The sequence below is a fragment of the Bradyrhizobium acaciae genome (genome assembly GCF_020889785.1).
GTDB classification, from domain to species: Bacteria; Pseudomonadota; Alphaproteobacteria; order Rhizobiales; family Xanthobacteraceae; genus Bradyrhizobium; species Bradyrhizobium acaciae.
This window is the reverse complement of the sequence record NZ_JACMYK010000015.1, coordinates 54,185-72,794: the sequence shown is the minus strand read 5'-3', so window position 1 is coordinate 72,794 and position 18,610 is coordinate 54,185. Positions and strand designations below refer to the sequence as shown.

General features: G+C 60.1%; 18 protein-coding genes. 17 read left to right on the top strand and 1 reads right to left on the bottom strand.

Annotated features, from left to right (window positions below):
• Positions 1-94 precede the first annotated feature (94 nt).
• The 7 genes from H8A92_RS09690 to H8A92_RS09660 all read left to right on the top strand — a co-directional run bounded on the left by H8A92_RS09690 (position 95) and on the right by H8A92_RS09660 (position 6,436).
• A complete protein-coding gene (locus tag H8A92_RS09690) occupies positions 95-1,345 on the top strand; it encodes an FAD binding domain-containing protein (protein ID WP_229195593.1) in 1,251 nt (416 codons plus the stop codon).
• Between the two features lie 28 nt (positions 1,346-1,373).
• Positions 1,374-1,673: a DUF485 domain-containing protein gene (locus tag H8A92_RS09685; RefSeq protein WP_229195592.1), complete on the top strand. Its 300-nt coding sequence runs from the start codon at positions 1,374-1,376 to the stop codon at positions 1,671-1,673.
• The gene (actP, locus tag H8A92_RS09680) at positions 1,670-3,328 is read left to right on the top strand and encodes a cation/acetate symporter ActP (RefSeq protein WP_229195591.1); all 1,659 of its coding nucleotides are present in this window, start codon (positions 1,670-1,672) and stop codon (positions 3,326-3,328) included. The genes H8A92_RS09685 and actP overlap by 4 nt, the downstream gene beginning before the upstream one ends.
• 36 nt (positions 3,329-3,364) lie before the next feature.
• Positions 3,365-3,820 (top strand): cupin domain-containing protein, encoded by a 456-nt coding sequence (locus tag H8A92_RS09675; protein ID WP_229195590.1) that lies wholly within the window; start codon positions 3,365-3,367, stop codon positions 3,818-3,820.
• 552 nt (positions 3,821-4,372) lie between these two features.
• Positions 4,373-5,734, top strand: coding sequence for a tyrosine-type recombinase/integrase (locus H8A92_RS09670; protein ID WP_229195589.1), 1,362 nt, complete (start codon positions 4,373-4,375; stop codon positions 5,732-5,734).
• A gap of 264 nt (positions 5,735-5,998) precedes the next feature.
• Positions 5,999-6,163: a hypothetical protein gene (locus tag H8A92_RS09665; RefSeq protein WP_229195588.1), complete on the top strand. Its 165-nt coding sequence runs from the start codon at positions 5,999-6,001 to the stop codon at positions 6,161-6,163.
• A 3-nt stretch (positions 6,164-6,166) separates the two neighbouring features.
• Entirely contained in the window at positions 6,167-6,436 is a 270-nt protein-coding gene (locus tag H8A92_RS09660) for a hypothetical protein (protein WP_229195587.1), read from the top strand.
• A 362-nt stretch (positions 6,437-6,798) separates the two neighbouring features.
• On the opposite strand, the gene H8A92_RS09655 is transcribed toward H8A92_RS09660, so the two are convergent.
• Positions 6,799-7,770, bottom strand: coding sequence for a Dyp-type peroxidase (locus H8A92_RS09655; RefSeq protein WP_229195586.1), 972 nt, complete (start codon positions 7,768-7,770; stop codon positions 6,799-6,801).
• 338 nt (positions 7,771-8,108) lie between these two features.
• On the opposite strand from H8A92_RS09655, the gene H8A92_RS09650 reads away from it, so the two are divergent.
• The 10 genes from H8A92_RS09650 to H8A92_RS09605 all read left to right on the top strand — a co-directional run bounded on the left by H8A92_RS09650 (position 8,109) and on the right by H8A92_RS09605 (position 18,518).
• Positions 8,109-8,570 carry a GNAT family N-acetyltransferase gene (locus tag H8A92_RS09650; protein ID WP_229195585.1) on the top strand — a complete coding sequence of 154 codons (462 nt, stop codon included), beginning with the start codon at positions 8,109-8,111 and terminating at the stop codon, positions 8,568-8,570.
• Positions 8,571-8,826: 256 nt separating this feature from the next.
• Positions 8,827-9,099 (top strand): DUF1488 family protein, encoded by a 273-nt coding sequence (locus tag H8A92_RS09645; RefSeq protein WP_229195584.1) that lies wholly within the window; start codon positions 8,827-8,829, stop codon positions 9,097-9,099.
• Positions 9,100-9,300: 201 nt separating this feature from the next.
• Positions 9,301-10,197 carry a bestrophin family protein gene (locus H8A92_RS09640; RefSeq protein ID WP_274613312.1) on the top strand — a complete coding sequence of 299 codons (897 nt, stop codon included), beginning with the start codon at positions 9,301-9,303 and terminating at the stop codon, positions 10,195-10,197.
• A 597-nt stretch (positions 10,198-10,794) separates the two neighbouring features.
• A complete protein-coding gene (locus H8A92_RS09635) occupies positions 10,795-11,001 on the top strand; it encodes a CsbD family protein (RefSeq protein ID WP_163151966.1) in 207 nt (68 codons plus the stop codon).
• Between the two features lie 540 nt (positions 11,002-11,541).
• On the top strand, positions 11,542-13,809 hold the full coding sequence (locus H8A92_RS09630) for an FdhF/YdeP family oxidoreductase (RefSeq protein ID WP_229195582.1): 2,268 nt from the start codon (positions 11,542-11,544) through the stop codon (positions 13,807-13,809).
• A 58-nt stretch (positions 13,810-13,867) separates the two neighbouring features.
• Complete coding sequence (locus tag H8A92_RS09625) at positions 13,868-15,280, top strand: cytochrome ubiquinol oxidase subunit I (RefSeq protein WP_229195581.1); 1,413 nt, start codon at positions 13,868-13,870, stop codon at positions 15,278-15,280.
• Positions 15,281-15,284: 4 nt separating this feature from the next.
• On the top strand, positions 15,285-16,289 hold the full coding sequence (gene cydB, locus H8A92_RS09620) for a cytochrome d ubiquinol oxidase subunit II (protein WP_229195580.1): 1,005 nt from the start codon (positions 15,285-15,287) through the stop codon (positions 16,287-16,289).
• Positions 16,289-16,402: a DUF2474 family protein gene (locus H8A92_RS09615; protein ID WP_274613311.1), complete on the top strand. Its 114-nt coding sequence runs from the start codon at positions 16,289-16,291 to the stop codon at positions 16,400-16,402. The genes cydB and H8A92_RS09615 overlap by 1 nt, the downstream gene beginning before the upstream one ends.
• A gap of 94 nt (positions 16,403-16,496) precedes the next feature.
• Complete coding sequence (locus tag H8A92_RS09610) at positions 16,497-17,732, top strand: mechanosensitive ion channel family protein (RefSeq protein ID WP_229195579.1); 1,236 nt, start codon at positions 16,497-16,499, stop codon at positions 17,730-17,732.
• Between the two features lie 186 nt (positions 17,733-17,918).
• Positions 17,919-18,518 (top strand): Maf family protein, encoded by a 600-nt coding sequence (locus H8A92_RS09605; protein ID WP_229195578.1) that lies wholly within the window; start codon positions 17,919-17,921, stop codon positions 18,516-18,518.
• The last annotated feature ends 92 nt before the right edge of the window (positions 18,519-18,610 follow it).

Sequence of the window (18,610 nt, the reverse complement as noted above, 5' to 3'; positions counted from 1 at the left end):
TTATCAGATGATAAATAATCGTTGACTTGGGTCAAAGACGATCCAATAATTGATCAATTGATAAATAAGCCTGTTTGTAGAAGGGAGGCAGCCCATGAGGAACCATCGCTGGAAGCGCCAGGTGCAGCCGAAAGTACTCGTGATCGGTGGGTCCATGGCCGGACTGTTCGCTGCATTGCTGCTGCGCCGGGAAGGCTGGAACGTCGATGTATACGAACGTATCGGCTCCGAACTGGCAGGTCGTGGCGCCGGCATCGTCACCCATCACGAGTTGTTCGAGGTACTGGGCAGGGCCGGCATCGATACTGCAGCCGCCGCCGTCGGAGTCGTCGTTCCGGGACGGCGTGTGCTGGACCGGAGCGGCCGTATCGTGGGCGAACTCGGGCTGCGGCAAGTCCTTACTTCATGGGGACACCTCTACGGACTTTTAAGAGCAGCACTCCCCACAGAAGACTATCATCACGGCAAGAGCCTGGTCGAAGTCACGGAGCTTGGCGATCGCGTGGTGGCGCGCTTCTCCGATGGCTCCGAGGCTTCGGCAGACCTGCTGATCGGCGCCGACGGCATATTCTCATGCGTCAGGGCACAGCTTGCGGCCGATGTCCGTCCTGCGTACGCCGGATATGTCGCCTGGCGGGGCCTCGTCAATGAGCGCGACCTGTCACCTCGGACCCGCGCAGAATTGTGCGACTGGTTCGCCTTCAGCCTTCCTCCCGGGGAGCAGATGCTCGGCTACCCCGTCGCCGGGACCAAAGAAGAGATGGATGTCGGAGAGCGCCGCTTCAATTTTGTCTGGTACCGCCCAGCCAATGCCGATCATGGATTGGCAGATCTGCTGACCGACATCGATGGCGTCCGGCACGAATTGTCGATTCCGCCGACGAAGATTCGATCCGACGTGATTGCCTCAATGCGGCGGGACGCGGAGAGATTGCTTGCACCGCAATTTGCTGAGGTCGTTCGCCTCACGCCGCAGCCGTTCATACAGGCCATTCTGGATCTCGAGACACCACGTATGGCGCTCGGATCCCGAACGGTGATCCTGGGCGACGCTGCGTTCGTCGCCAGGCCTCATGTCGGAATGGGAGTGACGAAGGCCGCGGCCGACGCGGCTGCTCTGGTCGACGCATTGCGAGCGCATCCGGCCGATCTATCCGCAGCGCTCGCAACATTCGAGTCGATCCGGCTTTCCTTCGGCGCTGCGGTCGTCCGTCGTGCCCGCCATCTCGGCGCATACATGCAAGCGCAAATCGCCACTGCCGAAGAGCGGGCGATGGCGGAGCGGCATCGCAGCCCCGAGGCGGTGATGGCGGAGACCGCGGTGGCGACGGGCATCGCCGCTTAACCGAACTCAAAAGGGAGGAGAAAGACCAATGGACCTGAAAACCATCCAGGACCATCCCGCGTTCAGACAGCTTGTGCGTGAACGCGCGCGCCTTGGCGTGGGTATGTCGATCGTCATGGCTGCAGCCTACTTCGCTTACATCCTGACCATCGCGTTCCGGCCCCGGTTGCTCGGGCATCCCCTGTGGGATGGCACCGTGATCAGCTGGGGCGTGTTGATCGGCGTTGGTCTGATCGCGCTCGGCTTCGTTCTGACGGCCGCCTACGTCCGGCGCGCCAATTCCCGATTCGATCAACTCGGTCAGCTCCTTCTGGAGGACCTCCAATGATCTCGCGCTCGGCTTACGGGGTCCTGTTCGGAACCGCCTTCGCCCTTCTTTCCAGTCCTGCGGCGGCCGACGCGCTGACTTCCGCGACCGGCAAGCGGCAATCCCTGAACGCGACGGCGATAGCCATGTTCCTTGGCTTTGTCGCAGTTAGTCTCGCGATCACATGGTGGGCGGCAAGACGAGGCACGAGCACGGCAAAGGACTTCTATGCCGCCGGTGCCGGCCTCACAGGCGTCCAGAACGGGCTCGCTATCGCCGGCGATTACACCTCGGCAGCGACCTTCCTGGGCGTCACGGCGCTCGTCTATACCTCGGGCTACGACGGCATGATCTACGCCATCGGCTTTCTCGTCGGCTTTCCGATGATCCTGTTCCTGATTGCCGAGCCGTTGCGCAATCTCGGCCGTTACACATTCGCCGACGTCGCGGCGTATCGGCTGTCAGAGGTGCCGGTGAGGGCCGTCGCGAGTGTGAACACCCTCGTGATTGTGGTCTTCTATCTGATCGCCCAACTGGTGGGCGCCGGCAAGCTGATTCAGCTGTTGTTCGGGCTACCTTATATCTACGCGGTCGGCATCGTGGGCGGGCTTATGATGGTCTATGTGACGTTCGGAGGCATGCTGGCGACGACCTGGGTGCAGATCATCAAGGCCGTGCTGTTGATGTCTGGCTCAGTGCTGATGTCGATCCTGATTCTCCGGCACTTCGGCTTCAGTCTGGAGGCGCTCTTCCGGGAGGCGATAACATTGCACCCGAAGGCCGACGCCATCATGGCACCCGGCGGCTTGGTCAAGGATCCGGTATCGGCGATCTCACTCGGACTGGCCTTGATATTCGGCACGGCCGGGCTGCCGCACATCCTCATGCGCTTCTTCACCGTGAGCGATGCCCGTCAGGCTCGCACGTCGGTGCTGGTCGCGACGGGGTTCATCTCCATCTTCTACAGCCTGCTGTTCGTACTCGGCTTCGGCGCCATCGCGATCGTTTCGGCGAACCCGCAGTTTCGGGAAGCCTCGGGTGGCCTGATTGGGGGCATCAACATGGTGGCCCTGCATCTGGCGGACGCCGTTGGCGGGTCGCTATTGCTCGGGTTCATCTCCGCAGTCGCGTTCGCCACCATCCTCGCCGTCGTGTCGGGGCTGACGCTCGCGGGCGCCTCGGCGGCGAGCCACGACCTCTATGCCCGCGTGGTCCGCAAGGGGCGCGCGAGCGAGCAAGAGGAAGTGCTGGTGTCCAAGGTCGCGGCAGTCGCAATCAGCCTTCTTTCGATGGGCTTGGGCGTCGTGTTCGAGAACCAGAATATCGCATTCATGGTCGGGCTGGTCTTCGCGATCGCCGCGAGCGCGAACTTCCCGGTCATACTTCTGTCGATCGTCTGGCCTGATCTCACAACGCGAGGTGCAGTGAGCGGATCGCTTGCGGGCCTGCTGGCTTCGGTGGGATTGGTCGCGCTCAGCCCGGGAGTATGGACTGCCACGCTCAAGCTCGGGCCTGCACCGTTCCCTTACGACAACCCAGCCTTGGTCTCGGTCCCGCTGGCCTTCGCGGTGTCGTGGGCGATTTCAGTGCTGGACCGCAGTGCGGCGGCTGCGTCGGTCCGCGCCTCGTTCGGCGCGCAGCACGTTCGCGCCCAGACTGGGCTGGGTGTCGAATAATGCAACCTGGATAGCTCATCTCAAGGAGGCACTACAATGAGCGCTGGTCTGACGGAAAAGGGTAGGGCTGCATGGCCCGAATTTATTCGCAAAGAGTTCGATGCCAATCAATTCAATGGTCGGGTCGGCACGCGGCTCTTATCCGAAACGGAACGTGTGCGCGTCTGGGAAATCCGGCTTGCACCGCGCGAACGCATTGGATTCCATCGTCACGTGTTGGACTACTTTTGGACCGCGGTCACGCCAGGCCGGGCGCGATCACACGCGGAGGATGGGACGATCGTCGAAGCCGTCTATTCGGCTGGCGAGACCCGTCACTTCGTCTATGGGAAGGGCGAATACAAGATCCACGATCTAGAAAACGTTGGCGATGCGGACCTGTGGTTCACTACCGTTGAATTTCTAGACAGCGCCAATGCGCCTTTGGAGCTTGGCTATGGACGCCATGGCGAAGCTTCTTCCGCCCGGGAGCGACTCCCGTCCGAGGGCTGAACTGCAGGCCCTGCGCAAGATCCCAGGAGCGATCGAAGCTTTGGCATCGGTGCCCGCCGACGCGCGTATGCGCAAAATTGCACCGATGATCACGAGGCTGAGGTCCGAGGGCAACGATGTTAGCGAGGCAATCGGGCGCGGCGGCCAATCCGACCGCCCAAAGAAACGATTGCCGCGCTTAGGCTGACGAGCTTTCGACCGACATGCTCAGTTGCCGAGCAATCTGCACTCGGCGACGATTTTCCTCCAGATTGCTTACTCGCTCAATCGAGCCAGCTCTGGAGTTTTTATCGGGATGGGCATATCGCGTTGTAAGATAAAGAAAATTGGCGCACCCGACACGATTCGAACGTGTGACCTTTGCCTTCGGAGCAAGATAACGTGCCCGTCCGAAAAATGCGATAGGGCACGCTGTTGTACGCTATCGGCCTGAAGCAGCTGGATATTTCCAACATCAACAGCGACGTTCCTATCCGAAAACCCGCACTGATTATCTCCCGCCTGCTTACGTCCTGCTTACGCGAGAGATCAAGCTCGGAACGAAGGAATGTCATGGTCAAGATCACGAAGAGGGTCGTCGAGGCGGCAGAAGCCCAAGAGAAGGACTACCTGATCTGGGACGACGAACTGCCAGGCTTCGGTCTCCGGGTCTTTAATTCCGGCAAGCGCAGCTACGTCATTCAGTATCGAATAGGTGGTCGCTCACGTCGCTACACGATTGGGCTTCACGGAGCTTGGGCACCCGAGACGGCACGCCGAGAGGCAAAGGTGCAACTCGGTCGGGTCGCTGGGGGTGACGATCCCGTGGAAGATCGCCAACTCGATCACAAAGCGATCACTGTGAAAGAGCTGTGTGCCCGATATTTCGCTGATCTCCAGGCCGGGCTTATCCTGGGAAAAGGAGGACGACCGAAGAAGGCCTCAACGATCGTCACCGACACCGGCCGTATCGAGCGTCACATCGTTCCGCTCATAGGGACCCGGCGGGTTAAGGACCTTAGCAAGACCGACATCAACAAGGTCCTCAAGGATATCATGGCTGGAAAGACCCGGGTTTCGGTGAAGACCAAGAAGCTGCGCGGAAAGGCTATCGTTCGCGGCGGCGCTGGAACGGCCACCCGCACCGTTGGCCTTGTCGGCGGTATCCTCACCTATGCGGTCGAAGCGGGCATCATCGAGCGTAACCCGGCCCATGGCATCCGCAAGCCAAAGGACAACGTGCGAAAGCGTCGGCTGTCGGAGGCGGAGTACCGAATACTCGGTCAGATGCTCCGCGACGCTGCTAAGCAGGAGAAATACGCCACGATCGTGGACATCGTTCGCCAGCTTGCCCTGACCGGCTGCCGGCGCAGCGAGATGATCGGCCTGAAATGGACCGAGGCGGATACCGAGTCGAGTTGCTTGCGGTTGGAGGATAGCAAGGAGGGAGAATCCATTCGTCCCGTTGGCCTGCCTGTCGTCGAACATATCGAGCGACGGCGCACGGACAATGTTGGCACATACGTCTTCCCGGGGCAGGGCGAGGACAACCCATTCGGTAGCTTTCCGAACCATTGGAAGCATCTCTTCGAGGACTCCCCGCTATCCGATATTACCCCCCACGTCCTGCGCCACAGTTTCGCGAGCATCGCCAACGATCTCGGTTTTACTGAAGTAACCATCGCGGCGCTGGTAGGCCATGCCAAAGGCTCGGTGACGAGCAAATACATCCATACGCTTGACACTGCGCTTATCATGGCTGCGGACACGATTTCGGGCTATGTTCAAGGGCTCCTTGATGGCGCTGAGTTCAAGCAAACTGCCTACGCGCTGGACCGCGATTCACGAAAAGCTGCCTTAGCCCGCTTCTTGAAGAGGGCCTCGGGCGACGATCTCAAGGAGGAGATTGAAGAGGGGCGCCGCATGGTCGCCTAGGATGTTGTAACCGGCTTGTCTGCAACACAAAAACGACTCAGACGTCCTTCTTCAGATATGCCGGCATCAATGGCGCATTGCCAGCGGCGGAGAGGGCGTAGCACCTGGATATGTTTTAGGGTCGGCAAGCGGCGCACGCACGGCATCTGTAGATCCGCCCGAAGGCGGAGCGCTCTCTCGCTCAATTGCTTTGAAAAGCCTTGGCCACTCGCCGTTTATGAGGTTCATTACTCCGAGCGGACCAGTCTATCGTTGAGAACGCCCATGAAGAAAAAATTCGATCCTGCTCCCGTCGACAAGCTCGCGGTCGATCCCAAGAAGGCGATCGAGGCGGATATGAAGCAAACCAGGCTCGAGGAAGGTCTCGAAGAGACTTTTCCGGCCTCCGATCCTGTGAGCGAGACTCAACCGAAGCCTTCAAAATACTGATCGTTGGCGACGCCTTCCGCGGTATCTGTTTCGACGCGGATCGCGACCGCTGTGCATCTGGTGATCATGCGCTATTTCCTGGATGCCGAGTTCAACGGATTTGGTGGCGAGTTGCTCTCTATCGCGCTTGTCCCGCAAGACGATGCCTTGCCGGCATTCTACGAGGCGGTCATCTGCGAACACCCAACCGCCTGGGTGCGCGAGCACGTGGAGCCAGTCCTCGACAAACATCCGCTCAGTCGCGAACAGGTCTCGAACCGCTTCTTCGAGTAGCTTCACAACGACGAGTGTCCGATCATCGCCGCCGACTGGCCGGAGGACATCGCGAACGCGGCGCGACTGCTGGTCCTCGGTCCCGGAGTGATGCTGCCAATCCGCCGAATTCGCTTCGAGTTGATCGACGCTGCAATCATCAGCCCATATGTCCCTTCAACCAAGCGACATAATGCGTTGCGCGATGCTGAAGCGCTCCGCGCTACCGTATTGGCCCATGAAGAACGTCTGCATTGGGCGAGCTTTGATCGTGTTCCTTATCACCCGTCCGCGCCTTGAACATGGGACTCGGAGGCAAGGACCGAGCCGTTCGATCACGGATCGGTGCCGCGATTCGGCTGGAGGCATCCAAGTCGTACGGGTCAGTCGGGCAGCTCGGCGAGAAATTGCCGCGGCGGTACGAAGAACGTCGCTCCGGAGACAGCAGTTGAGTAGTCGAGGATGCGATCGTGAAGCGGAGGCGGATCCCCGATGAACATTCGTTCGAGCATTTTCTCGATCACCCACAGGTGCCGCGAATATCCGATGAAGTAAGTCCCGTACTGTCCCCGTCCGGGTACCGCGAACGGCATATTGTCACGCAGAATGTCGTGCTCGCCTTCGTCATCGGTGATGGTGCAGAGCGTCTTATGGGACTTCTGGCCCTCGCTGGCGTCGGCCAGCTCGACATTGTCGAACTTGGTGCGGCCGATGATGGCTTCCTGCGTTTCGGCCGTCTGAGCCCGCCACGCAGCCAGATTATGGAGATACTTCTGGACAACCACATAGCTGCCGCCAGCATAGTCCGGATCTTCCTCACCGATGAGAGTCGCGGCGGGAAGATCGAGGCCATCGGGGTTCGCCGTACCGTCCACGAACTCGAGCAGGTCCCGCCCGTCGAAATACCGGAAGCCCGCGACATCATCCACGGCGGTGACGGCGTTACCGAATGCCTCCAGCAGGATCTTCTCGAACTCGATTATCAGGTCGGTGGAAGCGGCGCGGATATGGTAAAGCAGATCTCCCGGCGTCGAAACCGCGGTGTGCTTGGCTCCCTTAATCTCCCTGAACGCAGTGAGCTCTTTGGGCTCGGGCTTGCCGGTAAGAGCCAGCCAAATGCGGTGACCGATTCCCACATTGGCGGTGAATGTCTCACCGTTGGCCCGTCCCCGGATATCCTTGATGAGATCGGCGGTCGAGCCGATGACAGAACGAACCGTCTCAAGGGCCCGATCGCCAGGATTGATTGCGAGCACGAGGAACGCCGCCGACGCGGTCATGGGCGCATCGATGTACTGCGGCTCGGAGTCAATCGCGCGATCCCGCGCCTCCGGGATCTGCGTTGCGTTGGACACTGTGATTGCGCCTCCCTCGTCGAACCAGGATCGTCTCTTCAGGTCTGTTGCATGGCAACGTATTGGCGCGGCATCTGTCAGGGCATTGTCGCCAGATCCGTTGCTTGCTCTAATCTGGCGGAACATCTCATGTCGTGCAATCGTGCACTGACTCACCCAGTGTGATCGGGCAGTGTGTTCCGGGCGAAGTCGATAGACAAATTGTCCGCAACGACACGGACAAATTGTCCGGCGTCGGTCTACGCCGCATTCCAAGTCGCTGGCACTGCGGCGCGTTAGAAATGGCACATCTATTGCTCGAAACGCTTGCGATCACGTCATGAAGTTGACCGTTTGCTATGGCAGATCTTCGAATAGTCGCTGCGGAGCCGGGTGCGATCGAGCTGGCGATCTGCGCGCGTTGGCGCGTCGATGCATTTTCAATGCCTCGTACTTCCTTCGAGCAAGAGTTGAAGTCATTGCAACAATTTTCTGCCGATCAGAGCCTCGGCGTGCTGCTTGTCGCGAAAGCGGATTGTGCACCAATCGGCGCCTGCCTTTTGGTCGAGTCCGAGTTCGAACCGAACCACGATGTCGCGCCGTGGCTCACAGGTCTGTTCGTTATCCCCGAGCATCGCAACGGAGGAGCGGGCTCCATCCTGGTGCGAGCGATTGAGGATCAGGCGCGGCAGCGCGGATTTTCGCGATTGAACCTGTATACATCCGAGGCAACCGGATTCTATGCGCGGCTGGGATGGTCGATCGCCGATCGCACCTGCTGGAGAGGCGTCGATGCAACGCTCATGGTTCGCGATCTGTGAAGCGATGTCATGAAGTAGTTTTGGACTCGGCAGTCACGCCAGCTTCCCTCGACGCCTTGGAGAGGCCTCCGGTCCCAACTTGTCCGTCGCGAGGGACAAAATGTCTGCCCTAAGGGCGGTGATCGCGTTCTAATTCATTGAATTTGCGTCGTCTTTGGATTTGGCGTGCTCCTTGCTCTGGCAGCACCCGAGTCAATGATTGCATGGCCGCTCGGTCCGGGTTGATCCGGAGCGACCGTCGTTTGAGGACCGTTAGATGGCGCTCGCTCGAGATCCCGATGGTCAGTATGAGGTTCACCGTCATGGAATCTATTTCGTGATGTACAATAATAGTGCCGAGGTCACGTGCATGATTGCGCGCAGAGCGCTCAACGTGATGCGCGTGCGGTTTCATCCCACCCTGAGCGCCGAGGAATTCTTCCTCATGCGTCGATCGCGCATCGAACGCGCCGCCAGCGACAAGTTTGAAAATCGTCAGTCCAGCGTCACCCGCGTGGTATCGCTCGATCGGTTCGACGTGGATTTCTGAACCCAACTCAGCTTTATAAATGATGTTGCAACCCGATACAGCGGCCGCTTACACGGCTCCGTCACAGGGAAATCCTCCCGGATCCGAAGCATCGATGTCGGCAAAATGTCTGCGTTGGCCTGTCCGCGGCAGCGAAGCTCGGCCCGGCGCAGCCTTGCAATACGGGCGTAGGAATCGACCTGGAGTGTCGGAGAGGTGGCAATGATCGTGCGTTCCAAGCCCGGCTTCTGGGACGTCGCATTTGCGGTCAATGGATCGATCTTGCCGCGGATCGCGCCGCATCTGGTGGCGATAGCGCTGATCAGCGTGTTGGCGATCTTTGCCGCCATGGAGCATCCGGGCATTTTCGCGCGCATCAGTGCGGTTCCGTTCACGCTGATCGGCATCGCGCTATCGGTCTTCATGAGCTTCCGAAACAGCACATGTTACGCCCGCTGGTGGGAGGGGCGCGAGCTCTGGGGCAAGCTGATCATCGCCTGCCGCTCGTTCGCACGTCAGATCTCCACCCTCGAAGACGACGATCGGCGTGTCCTGCTCCGCGGCCTGTGCGGCTTCTGCTCCGGGCTAACGGCGCGCCTGCGCGGTGAGAACGAAGTCGCGGCGATCGAGCCATGGAGCGAGATCGACGCCGCTTCAGTTGGCCCCAACCCGACCAATGCCGTGCTTAACCAGATCGGGCTGCACTGCTTGATGCTGATGAAGCGGGATCGGATCGAGCCGATCCACTACGCAGTCCTGGAGGGGCAGCTCACCGCTCTTTCTGACGTGCAGGGCGGATGCGAGCGCATCGCGTCCACTCCGGTGCCATTCGCCTATTCGCTGCTGCTGCATCGAACCGCGCTGATCTTCTGTGTGACGTTGCCGTTCGCGCTCGCCGGATCGCTCGATTGGTGGACGCTGCTGCCCGTTCTGCTCGTCGCCTACACCTTCTTCGGCCTCGATGCGCTTGGCCATCAGCTTGAGTCTCCGTTTGGGTTGGAGCCAAATGCCCTTCCGCTTGACGCAATGAGGCGAGGCATCGAGCGCGAAATGCTCGCCCTGCTCGGAGAGCGCGATTTGCCGGCTCCGATCGAGCCTCGTCAGAACGTGCTGATGTAACTCCGCCGTGAATCGTCGAAAGCAGCGAACCCCAAACCACGCCAACTATTCAGTGTGGGGTTGTCGCGGGTCGCCAGGAAAGATCGTTGGACCAAACGTAGATGGCGATAGCTGCCAGGCACAAGGCGATACCAACCCAGAAGACGGGCGAATGATGGATCGGTCGTCGGCTCGCCGGATCGCGCTTCATTCGAACTCCTCATTTGCACGAATAGTCGACGAAGCGTCCTTGCGCAAGAACGCGGTGTCTCAACGTTCGTGAACGTAAGCGAAAGCGATGGAGGAGTCATTCGTCATCGCGTTCTCCACGCCGTCCATTGCGCCAAGCAAATGCATTCGGACTTCGGCCCCGTTGACGCGAGCTCGTGTCCATAGCGACGGTATCAAGCGTTGCGCCAAAAGATGAAGCCGCGGCCAGAAGCGGATGCTGCAATCTTCCATGCGGGACAACTTGGCCAAATCTGTCGTGACAAATTGTCCATTGCCGGCGGCCCGCACCGCCTAACTCATTGATATGACGATGCGCTCAGACTGGCACGCCTGTTGCTAACCTCTCTTCGATGCACGTTTCACGGTTAGGAAAAGAAGGAGATGAAAATGAACTGGGATCGCATCGAGGGAAACTGGAAGGCCGCCAAGGGTGCACTCAAGGCGACATGGGGCAAGCTGACCGACAACGACATTGACATCATCAATGGCGACAGGGAGCGGCTGGAGGGCAAGCTGCAAGATCTCTACGGCATCGACAAGAACCAGGTTCGCAAAGAGGTCGACAAGTGGGCGCGGGAAGCAAACTGGGATTGATCTCGATTGACCGATCCCGGTGGATCGACGGCTGCTGCGAGGCAGCAGCGCCGCTGGATCTGGATTGATCGAGCCTGTTCGCAATCGCAGGCTCAACGTCATCACAGTGGGTAGCAAGGCTACGCAGCGCGCCCGGGCCGGCGAAGTTTGGCCTCAAGATTCGTTTGAACAGCCTGAACTGAGTTTCGTCCCGACGCGGGCGCCAAGCTGGACCGGATACACGAGGAGTTACAATGTCAAAGGATCACGACAAGGCGTCGCACGGATCGCAGGACGCGCGACGTCACAAGATTGATCATCAAACGCGAAACGAGTGGCTTCACAGAGATGGGGGCCTTCAGGATGCGTGGCGCGCGTCCGGAATGACGCGCGATGACTTCATCCGGCACAACGAAAGCCTGATCGACAAGGTGATCGTCGCCAACCTCGATCAGGATCGATAGAGCGAGCCGGTAGCGGCCCGACGTGCCCGCGGGTGATCGTATTCAGGTCACCCGGCTGAAAACCCTGTTGAAGATCTGGCAATTGCGGAGTTGATTTATGTTGGACGGTAAGCCGCGCTTCAAGACGTATCATCATCCCGCCGGCGGTTGGGGGGCTGCCGCCGCGACTGCAAAGATTCTTCTCGAGCAGAGTGTGGTGACGAAGGGGTCGCGCGCGCTTCTGTCAATGAATCAGCCCGGCGGGTTCAAGTGCTCGAGCTGTGCGTTTCCCGACGCGGAATGCAAGAAGACACTCGATTTCTGCGAGAACGGCGCCAAGGCGCTGGCGTTTGAGGCAACGAAGTTTCGGGTCACGCGCGAGTTCTTTGAACGGCACACCGTGTCCGAGCTCATGGAGCGGTCGGACTACTGGCTCGAGATGCAGGGACGTTTGACGGAGCCGATGCGTTATGACTCATCATCGGATCGCTACGTGCCGTGCAGCTGGGACGACGCATTCGCCCTGATCGGCAGGCATCTGCGGGCTCTCGAAACTCCGCACCAGGCGGAGTTCTATACATCCGGCCGCACGCCCAACGAGGCGGCGTTTCTCTACTCGATATTCGTCCGGGAGTTCGGAACCAACAATTTCCCCGATTGCTCGAACATGTGCCACGAGCCGACCAGCCGGGGCCTGCCACCGTCGATCGGTGTCGGAAAGGGCACCGTTATCCTCGACGATTTCGAGCACGCCGAAGCGATTTTCGTCATCGGGCAGAACACCGGAACGAACTCGCCGCGGATGATGAGTAATCTGGTCGAAGCGAGCAAGCGCGGCGTTCCGATCGTCGCCGTCAATCCGATGCCCGAGCGTGCGTTGGTGCGCTTCGCCGATCCGCAGGATGTCATCCAGATGGCAACCTTCGGCTCGACCAGGATTGCCAGCGAGTTCGTTCACGTCCGCATCGGAGGCGACCTTGCCTTCCTCAAAGGCGTCATGAAAGTCATGTTCGAACGGGAGGAATCCGGCGAGAAGATCGTCGACTGGGAGTTTATCCGTGAGCATACCGTCGGCCTCGATGCAGTCCGGAGCGACGCGATGGCGCAGAAGTGGTCGGAGCTGGAGCGGGCTTCCGGGCTTGAGGAAGCGCAAATCCGCAGGTGCGCCGAAATCTACATTCGCTCGCGCGCGACAATCATTTGCTACGGGATGGGCATTACGCAGCATCAGGAGGGGTCGCGGCTGGTGCAGCAGCTGGTCAATCTGCTCCTGCTCAAAGGCAATTTCGGCAAGCCGGGCGCCGGAATTTCACCTATCCGCGGTCATTCCAATGTGCAGGGAGATCGCACCGTCGGGATCGATGAGCAGCCGAGCCAGGACTATCTCGATCGCGTTCGCGATGTTTTTGGCTTCGAACCTCCGCGCGAGCATGGTCATCATACCATTGAGTCGGTCGCCGCGATGCAGGCGGGGACGGCGAAGGTTTTCATCGGCCTCGGCGGCAATTTCGTCCGCGCTGTGCCCGACACCGAACGCTCGTACGCCGCTATGCAGAAGCTCGCGCTGACGGTCGCCATCACGACCAAGTTGAATCGCGGACATCTGGTTCACGGTCGCGATGCCTTGATGCTGCCCGTTATCGCGCGATCGGAGATCATCCGAACGACAGCCGGCGAGCAATTCCTGACGATCGAGGACTCGATGTCAAACGTCACCGCGTCTCGTGGCGTGTTGTCGCCGGCGAGCCCGCATCTGCTTCCGGAGGTGGAAATCGTCTGCCGGATCGCGCAAGCGACGTTGCCGAACAGCAAGGTCGACTGGAAGAGCTACAGCGAGGACTACGGCCTGATCCGCGACAAGATAGCGGAGGTTTATCCGGAGATCTACAACGACTTCTCCGAGCGCATCGAAAGTCCGAGAGGATTTCACCTCGATGTGCCGCCGCGCGAGCTGGTGTGGCCGACGCCGAACGGCAAGGCGAACTTTCTGCTTCTGCCGGGTCTGGAAGTGAACGCATCCGTTCCCGATCCCGACATGTTGCGGCTGGCCACCATTCGCTCGCACGATCAATTCAACACCACAATCTACAGCAACAACGACCGCTACCGCGGTGTCTACAATGACCGCATGGTTCTCTTCATGAACGCCGAGGATCGAGCGTCGCGAGGGCTTGAAGACGGATCGAGCATTGCGCTCGAGACGATCAGCGATGACGGCATACAGAGGCGCGTCAGCGGATTGAAGGTGCTGGATTATCCGATGCCGCGCGGATCGGTTGCGGGATATTACCCCGAGCTCAATCCGCTGCTGCCTCTCGACTACTACGACAAGATCAGCGGGACGCCTGCCGCCAAGTCCATTCCAGTACGGGTTGTTGCCGCCTAGTCGGTCGGATGCCGGAGACGAAGTGCCGGGACGCATATCCTGAGGCAAGGAGGGGACATTGTTGGACAATCTCGATGCGGTGATTTTGGCACGTGCCCAGTTTGCGTTCACCGTCTCGTTCCATTTCATATTTCCGTCGTTCTCGATCGGGCTTGCGAGCTATCTGATGGTGCTCGAAGCGTTGTGGCTGAAGACGGGACAAGGCGTTTATGCCAACCTGTTCCGCTACTGGCTGAAGATCTTCGCCGTCGTGTTCGGTATGGGTGTCGTCTCAGGGGTGGTGCTCTCATATCAGTTCGGTACGAATTGGTCGGTATTCTCGACGCGAGCCGGACCAATCATCGGACCGCTCATGGCCTATGAGGTGATGACGGCCTTCTTTCTGGAGGCCGGCTTCCTCGGCGTCATGCTGTTCGGCATGAGCAAGGTCGGCAAAGGCCTGCATTTCTTTGCAACGTGCATGGTCGCGCTCGGTACGCTGATCTCGGCAACCTGGATCATCGCCGTGAACAGCTGGATGCAGACGCCGGCGGGATTTGCGATCAATGCGAAGGACCAGTTCGTGCCCGCCGGATCCTGGATCCCGATCATCCTCACCGCGAGCTTTCCATATCGCCTGGTCCACACCGTGATCGCGGCCTATCTGACGACGGCGTTCGTGGTCGGCGGTGTGGGCGCCTGGCATTTGCTGCGGGACCGCACCAATGTCGGCGCGCGCAAGATGTTTTCGATGGCGATGTGGATGGCCGCGATCGTGACCCCGATCCAGATCCTCGCGGGTGATGCCCACGGACTCAACACGTTGGAACACCAGCCCGCCAAGGTTCTCGCCATGGAAGGGCACTACGAACCCAGTCCCGATGGCGCGTCGCTGATCCTCTTCGGCTTCCCCAGCAACGAGGCAGCGCAGGTCCGATACAAGCTCGAAGTGCCGCGCCTCGGATCGCTGATCCTCAAACACGATCCGGCCGCACCTCTGCCGGGGCTCAGCGACTTCCCCAGGGATCAATGGCCGCCGGTGCCGATCGTGTTCTGGTCGTTCCGGATCATGGTCGGCCTTGGATTTGCGATGCTCGCTGTCGGTCTCTGGAGCCTGCTCGGGCGCTTCCAGGGAATGCTCTACGAATGGGCCTGGTTGCATCGCGCCTGTGTCGCGCTCGGACCGGCCGGCTTTGTCGCCGTGATCGCCGGATGGGTGACGACGGAGGTCGGTCGGCAGCCCTTCACCGTCTACGGGCTGTTGCGAACGGCGGAATCGCATTCGCCGCTGGCGGCGCCGGCTGTAGCGGCCTCGCTTGTCGCTTTCGTGCTGGTGTACTTCGCAGCCTTCGGCGCCGGCACCTATTATCTCCTGCGCTTGATGGCAAAGCCGCCCACGCCGGGCGAGAAGGAGCCGCCCAAGGTGCCGCAGCGTGCTGCAGGCATTACGCCGGCGGGCGGTGTCGGCGTGCCTCTGACCGCGGCGGAGTGAGGCCATGTACAGCATCGACCTTACCACTTTCTGGGCTGCCATTATCGGCTTCGCGGTGATGGCCTACGTCGTCATGGACGGGTTCGACCTCGGCATCGGAATTCTGTTCCCGAGCTTCGCGGTCGGCGACGAGCGCGACCAGGCGATGAATTCGATCGCGCCGGTCTGGGATGGCAACGAGACGTGGCTGGTGATGGGCGGCGGCGGTCTGCTGGCGGCGTTTCCGCTCGCCTATGCGATCATCCTTCCGGCCACCTATCCGTTGATGATTGCCATGCTACTCGGGCTTGTCTTCCGTGGCGTCGCCTTTGAGTTCCGCTGGCGCGATCCAGGGCATCGGCCATTGTGGGACGTTGCCTTTTGGTTGGGTTCCCTGATTGCGGCTTTCGCGCAAGGCGTGACGCTTGGGGCAATTCTGCAGGGCATTCATGTCGTCAATGATGCCTATGCCGGCGGCTGGCTCGACTGGCTCAGCCCGTTCAGCATCCTGACCGGCGTCGCGGTTGTGATCGGCTATGCGTTGCTCGGCGCAACGTGGCTGATCTGGAAGACGGAGGGGACGAGCCAACGTCACGCGCGCCGTGCCGCCTTCTGGCTCGGCGCCGGCACGCTGCTGGCGCTGGCGGCCGTCAGCGCGGTGACGCCGTTCCTCGACTATGACTACTGGCGGCGATGGTTCGCAATGCCCGGTGTCTTGTTGACGGCCCAGGTGCCGCTGCTGGTGCTGATCTGCGCGGCAACCTTCTTCTGGAGTCTGAAGCGTGAGTTCGAGCGGCTGCCGTTTCTCATGGCGCTGGCACTGTTCCTGTTGAGCTTCATCGGGCTCGGGATCAGCATTTATCCGTACGCTGTTCCACGCGCGATTACGATCTGGGATGCCGCGGCACCGGTCGAAAGCCAATTGTTCATGCTGGTGGGCGCCTGCGTGATCATTCCGCTCATCCTCGCCTACACGGGTTGGGCCTACTGGGTGTTTCGCGGCAAGGCCGGCACCGCAGGATATCACTGATGCAGGCGCGGATCCCGCTATGGCAACGGCTCGCGTGGATGGCCGCGATCTGGATCGCAAGCGTTGTGGCGGTCGGTCTCGTCTCGGGCGTGATCAGGCTGTGGTTACGTTAGTCTCCCTCCATTCGTCCTGATTTCCAAACCGTCCCGCTCGTCGCCAAGCCGCGAACATAGCGGGAAAGCATCATCGGCTTCGGCACGTTTCCAAATGACACATACCGCGAATTACGATCTGACAGCACTCTGGACGATCTTCCTTTCGTTCTGGCAGCGAAGCATCCTGGATCTGACTGTCGGACACTTTATCGTTTCGATCGTCATTCTCGCGATCGCGGTGCTGATCCGGCGCTTCTTTAGTCGCACTGTCATCTCTCGTATCCACGCTTGGTCTTCGGGCGGGGAAGGAGACCTCAACCGAACGATCGTTGATGCCCTTGCTCCCCATCTCCAGTCGATTCCAATCGTTCTGGCCATCCTGATTATCGGCGAGTTCATTCTCACCAATCAGAGGCTCAAGGACGGGCTCCTCCAGGTCGATCAATCGTTGATCGCGTTCACGATCTTCTGGGCATTGTTCGAGGTGATCGGGCCGCTATGCGCGGTTCTGGATGGCCGAACGCCGATCTTCAGCAAGGCCATGATCGGCTGGACGGTCAGGGTCGGACGCGCCATCATCGTGGCGCTGGGCGCGACCGCTATCTTGGAGGTCTGGGGCATTCACGTCGGACCGGTGCTGGCGAGCTTCGGGCTCGTCGGTGTTGCGGTGGCGCTGGGCGCCCAGAATCTGTTCAAGAACCTGATCTCCGGGATCTTCATCATTGGAGAGCAGCGCTTCAGAAACGGTGACTGGATCCTCGCCGAGGGAATTGTCGAAGGCACGGTCGAAACCATTGGTCTGCGAACGACAAAAGTCCGTCGGTTCGATCAAGCGCCTGTATTTGTCCCGAACTCGTATCTGGCGGACAATGCCGTCACCAACTTCTCGCAGATGACGTTCCGCCGCATTTCCTGGATCATCGGGCTCGACTACAGCACGACCACCAGTCAACTCCGCGACATCCGCAACGCGATCGAGGCGTACATCCTCGGTAGTTCGGATTTCGTTCATCCCCCTGAAGCCGTCGCGTTCGTACGCGTCGACAAGTTCAATGACTCGTCGATCGATCTCATGGTCTACTGTTTTACCCGCACGACGGTCTGGGGGGACTGGCTGAAGATCAAGGAGGAGTTGGCGTATGCCATCAAGGCGATCGTGAAAAAGGCCGGCTCTGATTTCGCCTTCCCAAGCCAGTCGCTCTACGTGGAGACCCTCCCAACGGGGATCGAGCTTTTCCCTCACGACAAATCGTCGACCCCGGACAAGACAGCCGCTCCGGCCGACGCGGGCGCAGACCGTGAGCCGGGTCTTTCTCAGGTCGCGCCGGGTCCAGTCGATGCGGGCTAAGATGTCAAAACGAAAGGACGGTGTGGCGGTCTATTGAACGAACCGCTGATGCACGTTGTCCAACGCCGCAGTCACGTATCGGATTGCCGGCTTGAACGGCGGCACGCTTGTGGTGCGATTCGAAATCGCGACGCGCTGCCGCGGGCTTCAAGCTGTTATCGAACTCGAACGGAGGAGGACTGCGACATGACCGCGAATATCATTCTTGCCTCGGAATCCCCGCTCGCCGAGCTTCTGCTGAAGAATGCGGGGATAATTGCTGAGCTTCAGGCCATTGATCTTGATGATGAGGCGCTCGAAGCGCCTCTTGTCGAAACTGGCAGCTCCCCAGAGGACATTGCCCTCGTTGTCGCGGAAGCCAAGGCGACTGCAATCAGCGAACGAAACCCGGGAGCCGTCGTTCTCGGCTGTAAGCAGATCCTGTCGCTCGACGATGACATTCTGCGCGCCCCTGCCGACATGGATGAAGGCCGCAGGCGCTTGCTGCTGCTGTCCAATCGCACCCATCAGGTGAATAGCGCTGCCGCAGTCGCCCGTGATGGAAATGCGCTCTGGCGCCATGTCGGCGTCGCTCGCTTGACGATGTGCAGGCTCGATCCACCGTACATCAGCCGTTACCTGGCGCGGGTAGGGCCGTCAGCCCTGCAAAGCGCTGGTGTCTATCGAATTGACGGTGAGGGTGTGCAGCTGTTCACCGAGATCGACGGCGACTACTTCACGATCGTGGGTCTCCCGTTGCTGGCTGTGCTCGCGGAGTTGCGCCGTTTGCAGGTGATCGCTTGCTAATGGCTCCCTGAGCGTCTTGCCCTTCTGCGTTTGTCCACGCCGACCGCGGCAATCCGGACTCAGGTCATCGAAAGCGCTCTTGCCCGGTCTGT

Bases quoted from the DNA above. Each gene is read 5' to 3' on its own strand.
- H8A92_RS09690 (WP_229195593.1), top strand. From the start codon at position 95: ATGAGGAACCATCGCTGGAAGCGCCAGGTGCAGCCGAAAGTACTCGTG.
- H8A92_RS09685 (WP_229195592.1), top strand. From the start codon at position 1,374: ATGGACCTGAAAACCATCCAGGACCATCCCGCGTTCAGACAGCTTGTG.
- actP (WP_229195591.1), top strand. From the start codon at position 1,670: ATGATCTCGCGCTCGGCTTACGGGGTCCTGTTCGGAACCGCCTTCGCC.
- H8A92_RS09675 (WP_229195590.1), top strand. From the start codon at position 3,365: ATGAGCGCTGGTCTGACGGAAAAGGGTAGGGCTGCATGGCCCGAATTT.
- H8A92_RS09670 (WP_229195589.1), top strand. From the start codon at position 4,373: ATGGTCAAGATCACGAAGAGGGTCGTCGAGGCGGCAGAAGCCCAAGAG.
- H8A92_RS09665 (WP_229195588.1), top strand. From the start codon at position 5,999: ATGAAGAAAAAATTCGATCCTGCTCCCGTCGACAAGCTCGCGGTCGAT.
- H8A92_RS09650 (WP_229195585.1), top strand. From the start codon at position 8,109: ATGGCAGATCTTCGAATAGTCGCTGCGGAGCCGGGTGCGATCGAGCTG.
- H8A92_RS09645 (WP_229195584.1), top strand. From the start codon at position 8,827: ATGGCGCTCGCTCGAGATCCCGATGGTCAGTATGAGGTTCACCGTCAT.
- H8A92_RS09640 (WP_274613312.1), top strand. From the start codon at position 9,301: ATGATCGTGCGTTCCAAGCCCGGCTTCTGGGACGTCGCATTTGCGGTC.
- H8A92_RS09635 (WP_163151966.1), top strand. From the start codon at position 10,795: ATGAACTGGGATCGCATCGAGGGAAACTGGAAGGCCGCCAAGGGTGCA.
- H8A92_RS09630 (WP_229195582.1), top strand. From the start codon at position 11,542: ATGTTGGACGGTAAGCCGCGCTTCAAGACGTATCATCATCCCGCCGGC.
- cydB (WP_229195580.1), top strand. From the start codon at position 15,285: ATGTACAGCATCGACCTTACCACTTTCTGGGCTGCCATTATCGGCTTC.
- H8A92_RS09615 (WP_274613311.1), top strand. From the start codon at position 16,289: ATGCAGGCGCGGATCCCGCTATGGCAACGGCTCGCGTGGATGGCCGCG.
- H8A92_RS09610 (WP_229195579.1), top strand. From the start codon at position 16,497: ATGACACATACCGCGAATTACGATCTGACAGCACTCTGGACGATCTTC.
- H8A92_RS09605 (WP_229195578.1), top strand. From the start codon at position 17,919: ATGACCGCGAATATCATTCTTGCCTCGGAATCCCCGCTCGCCGAGCTT.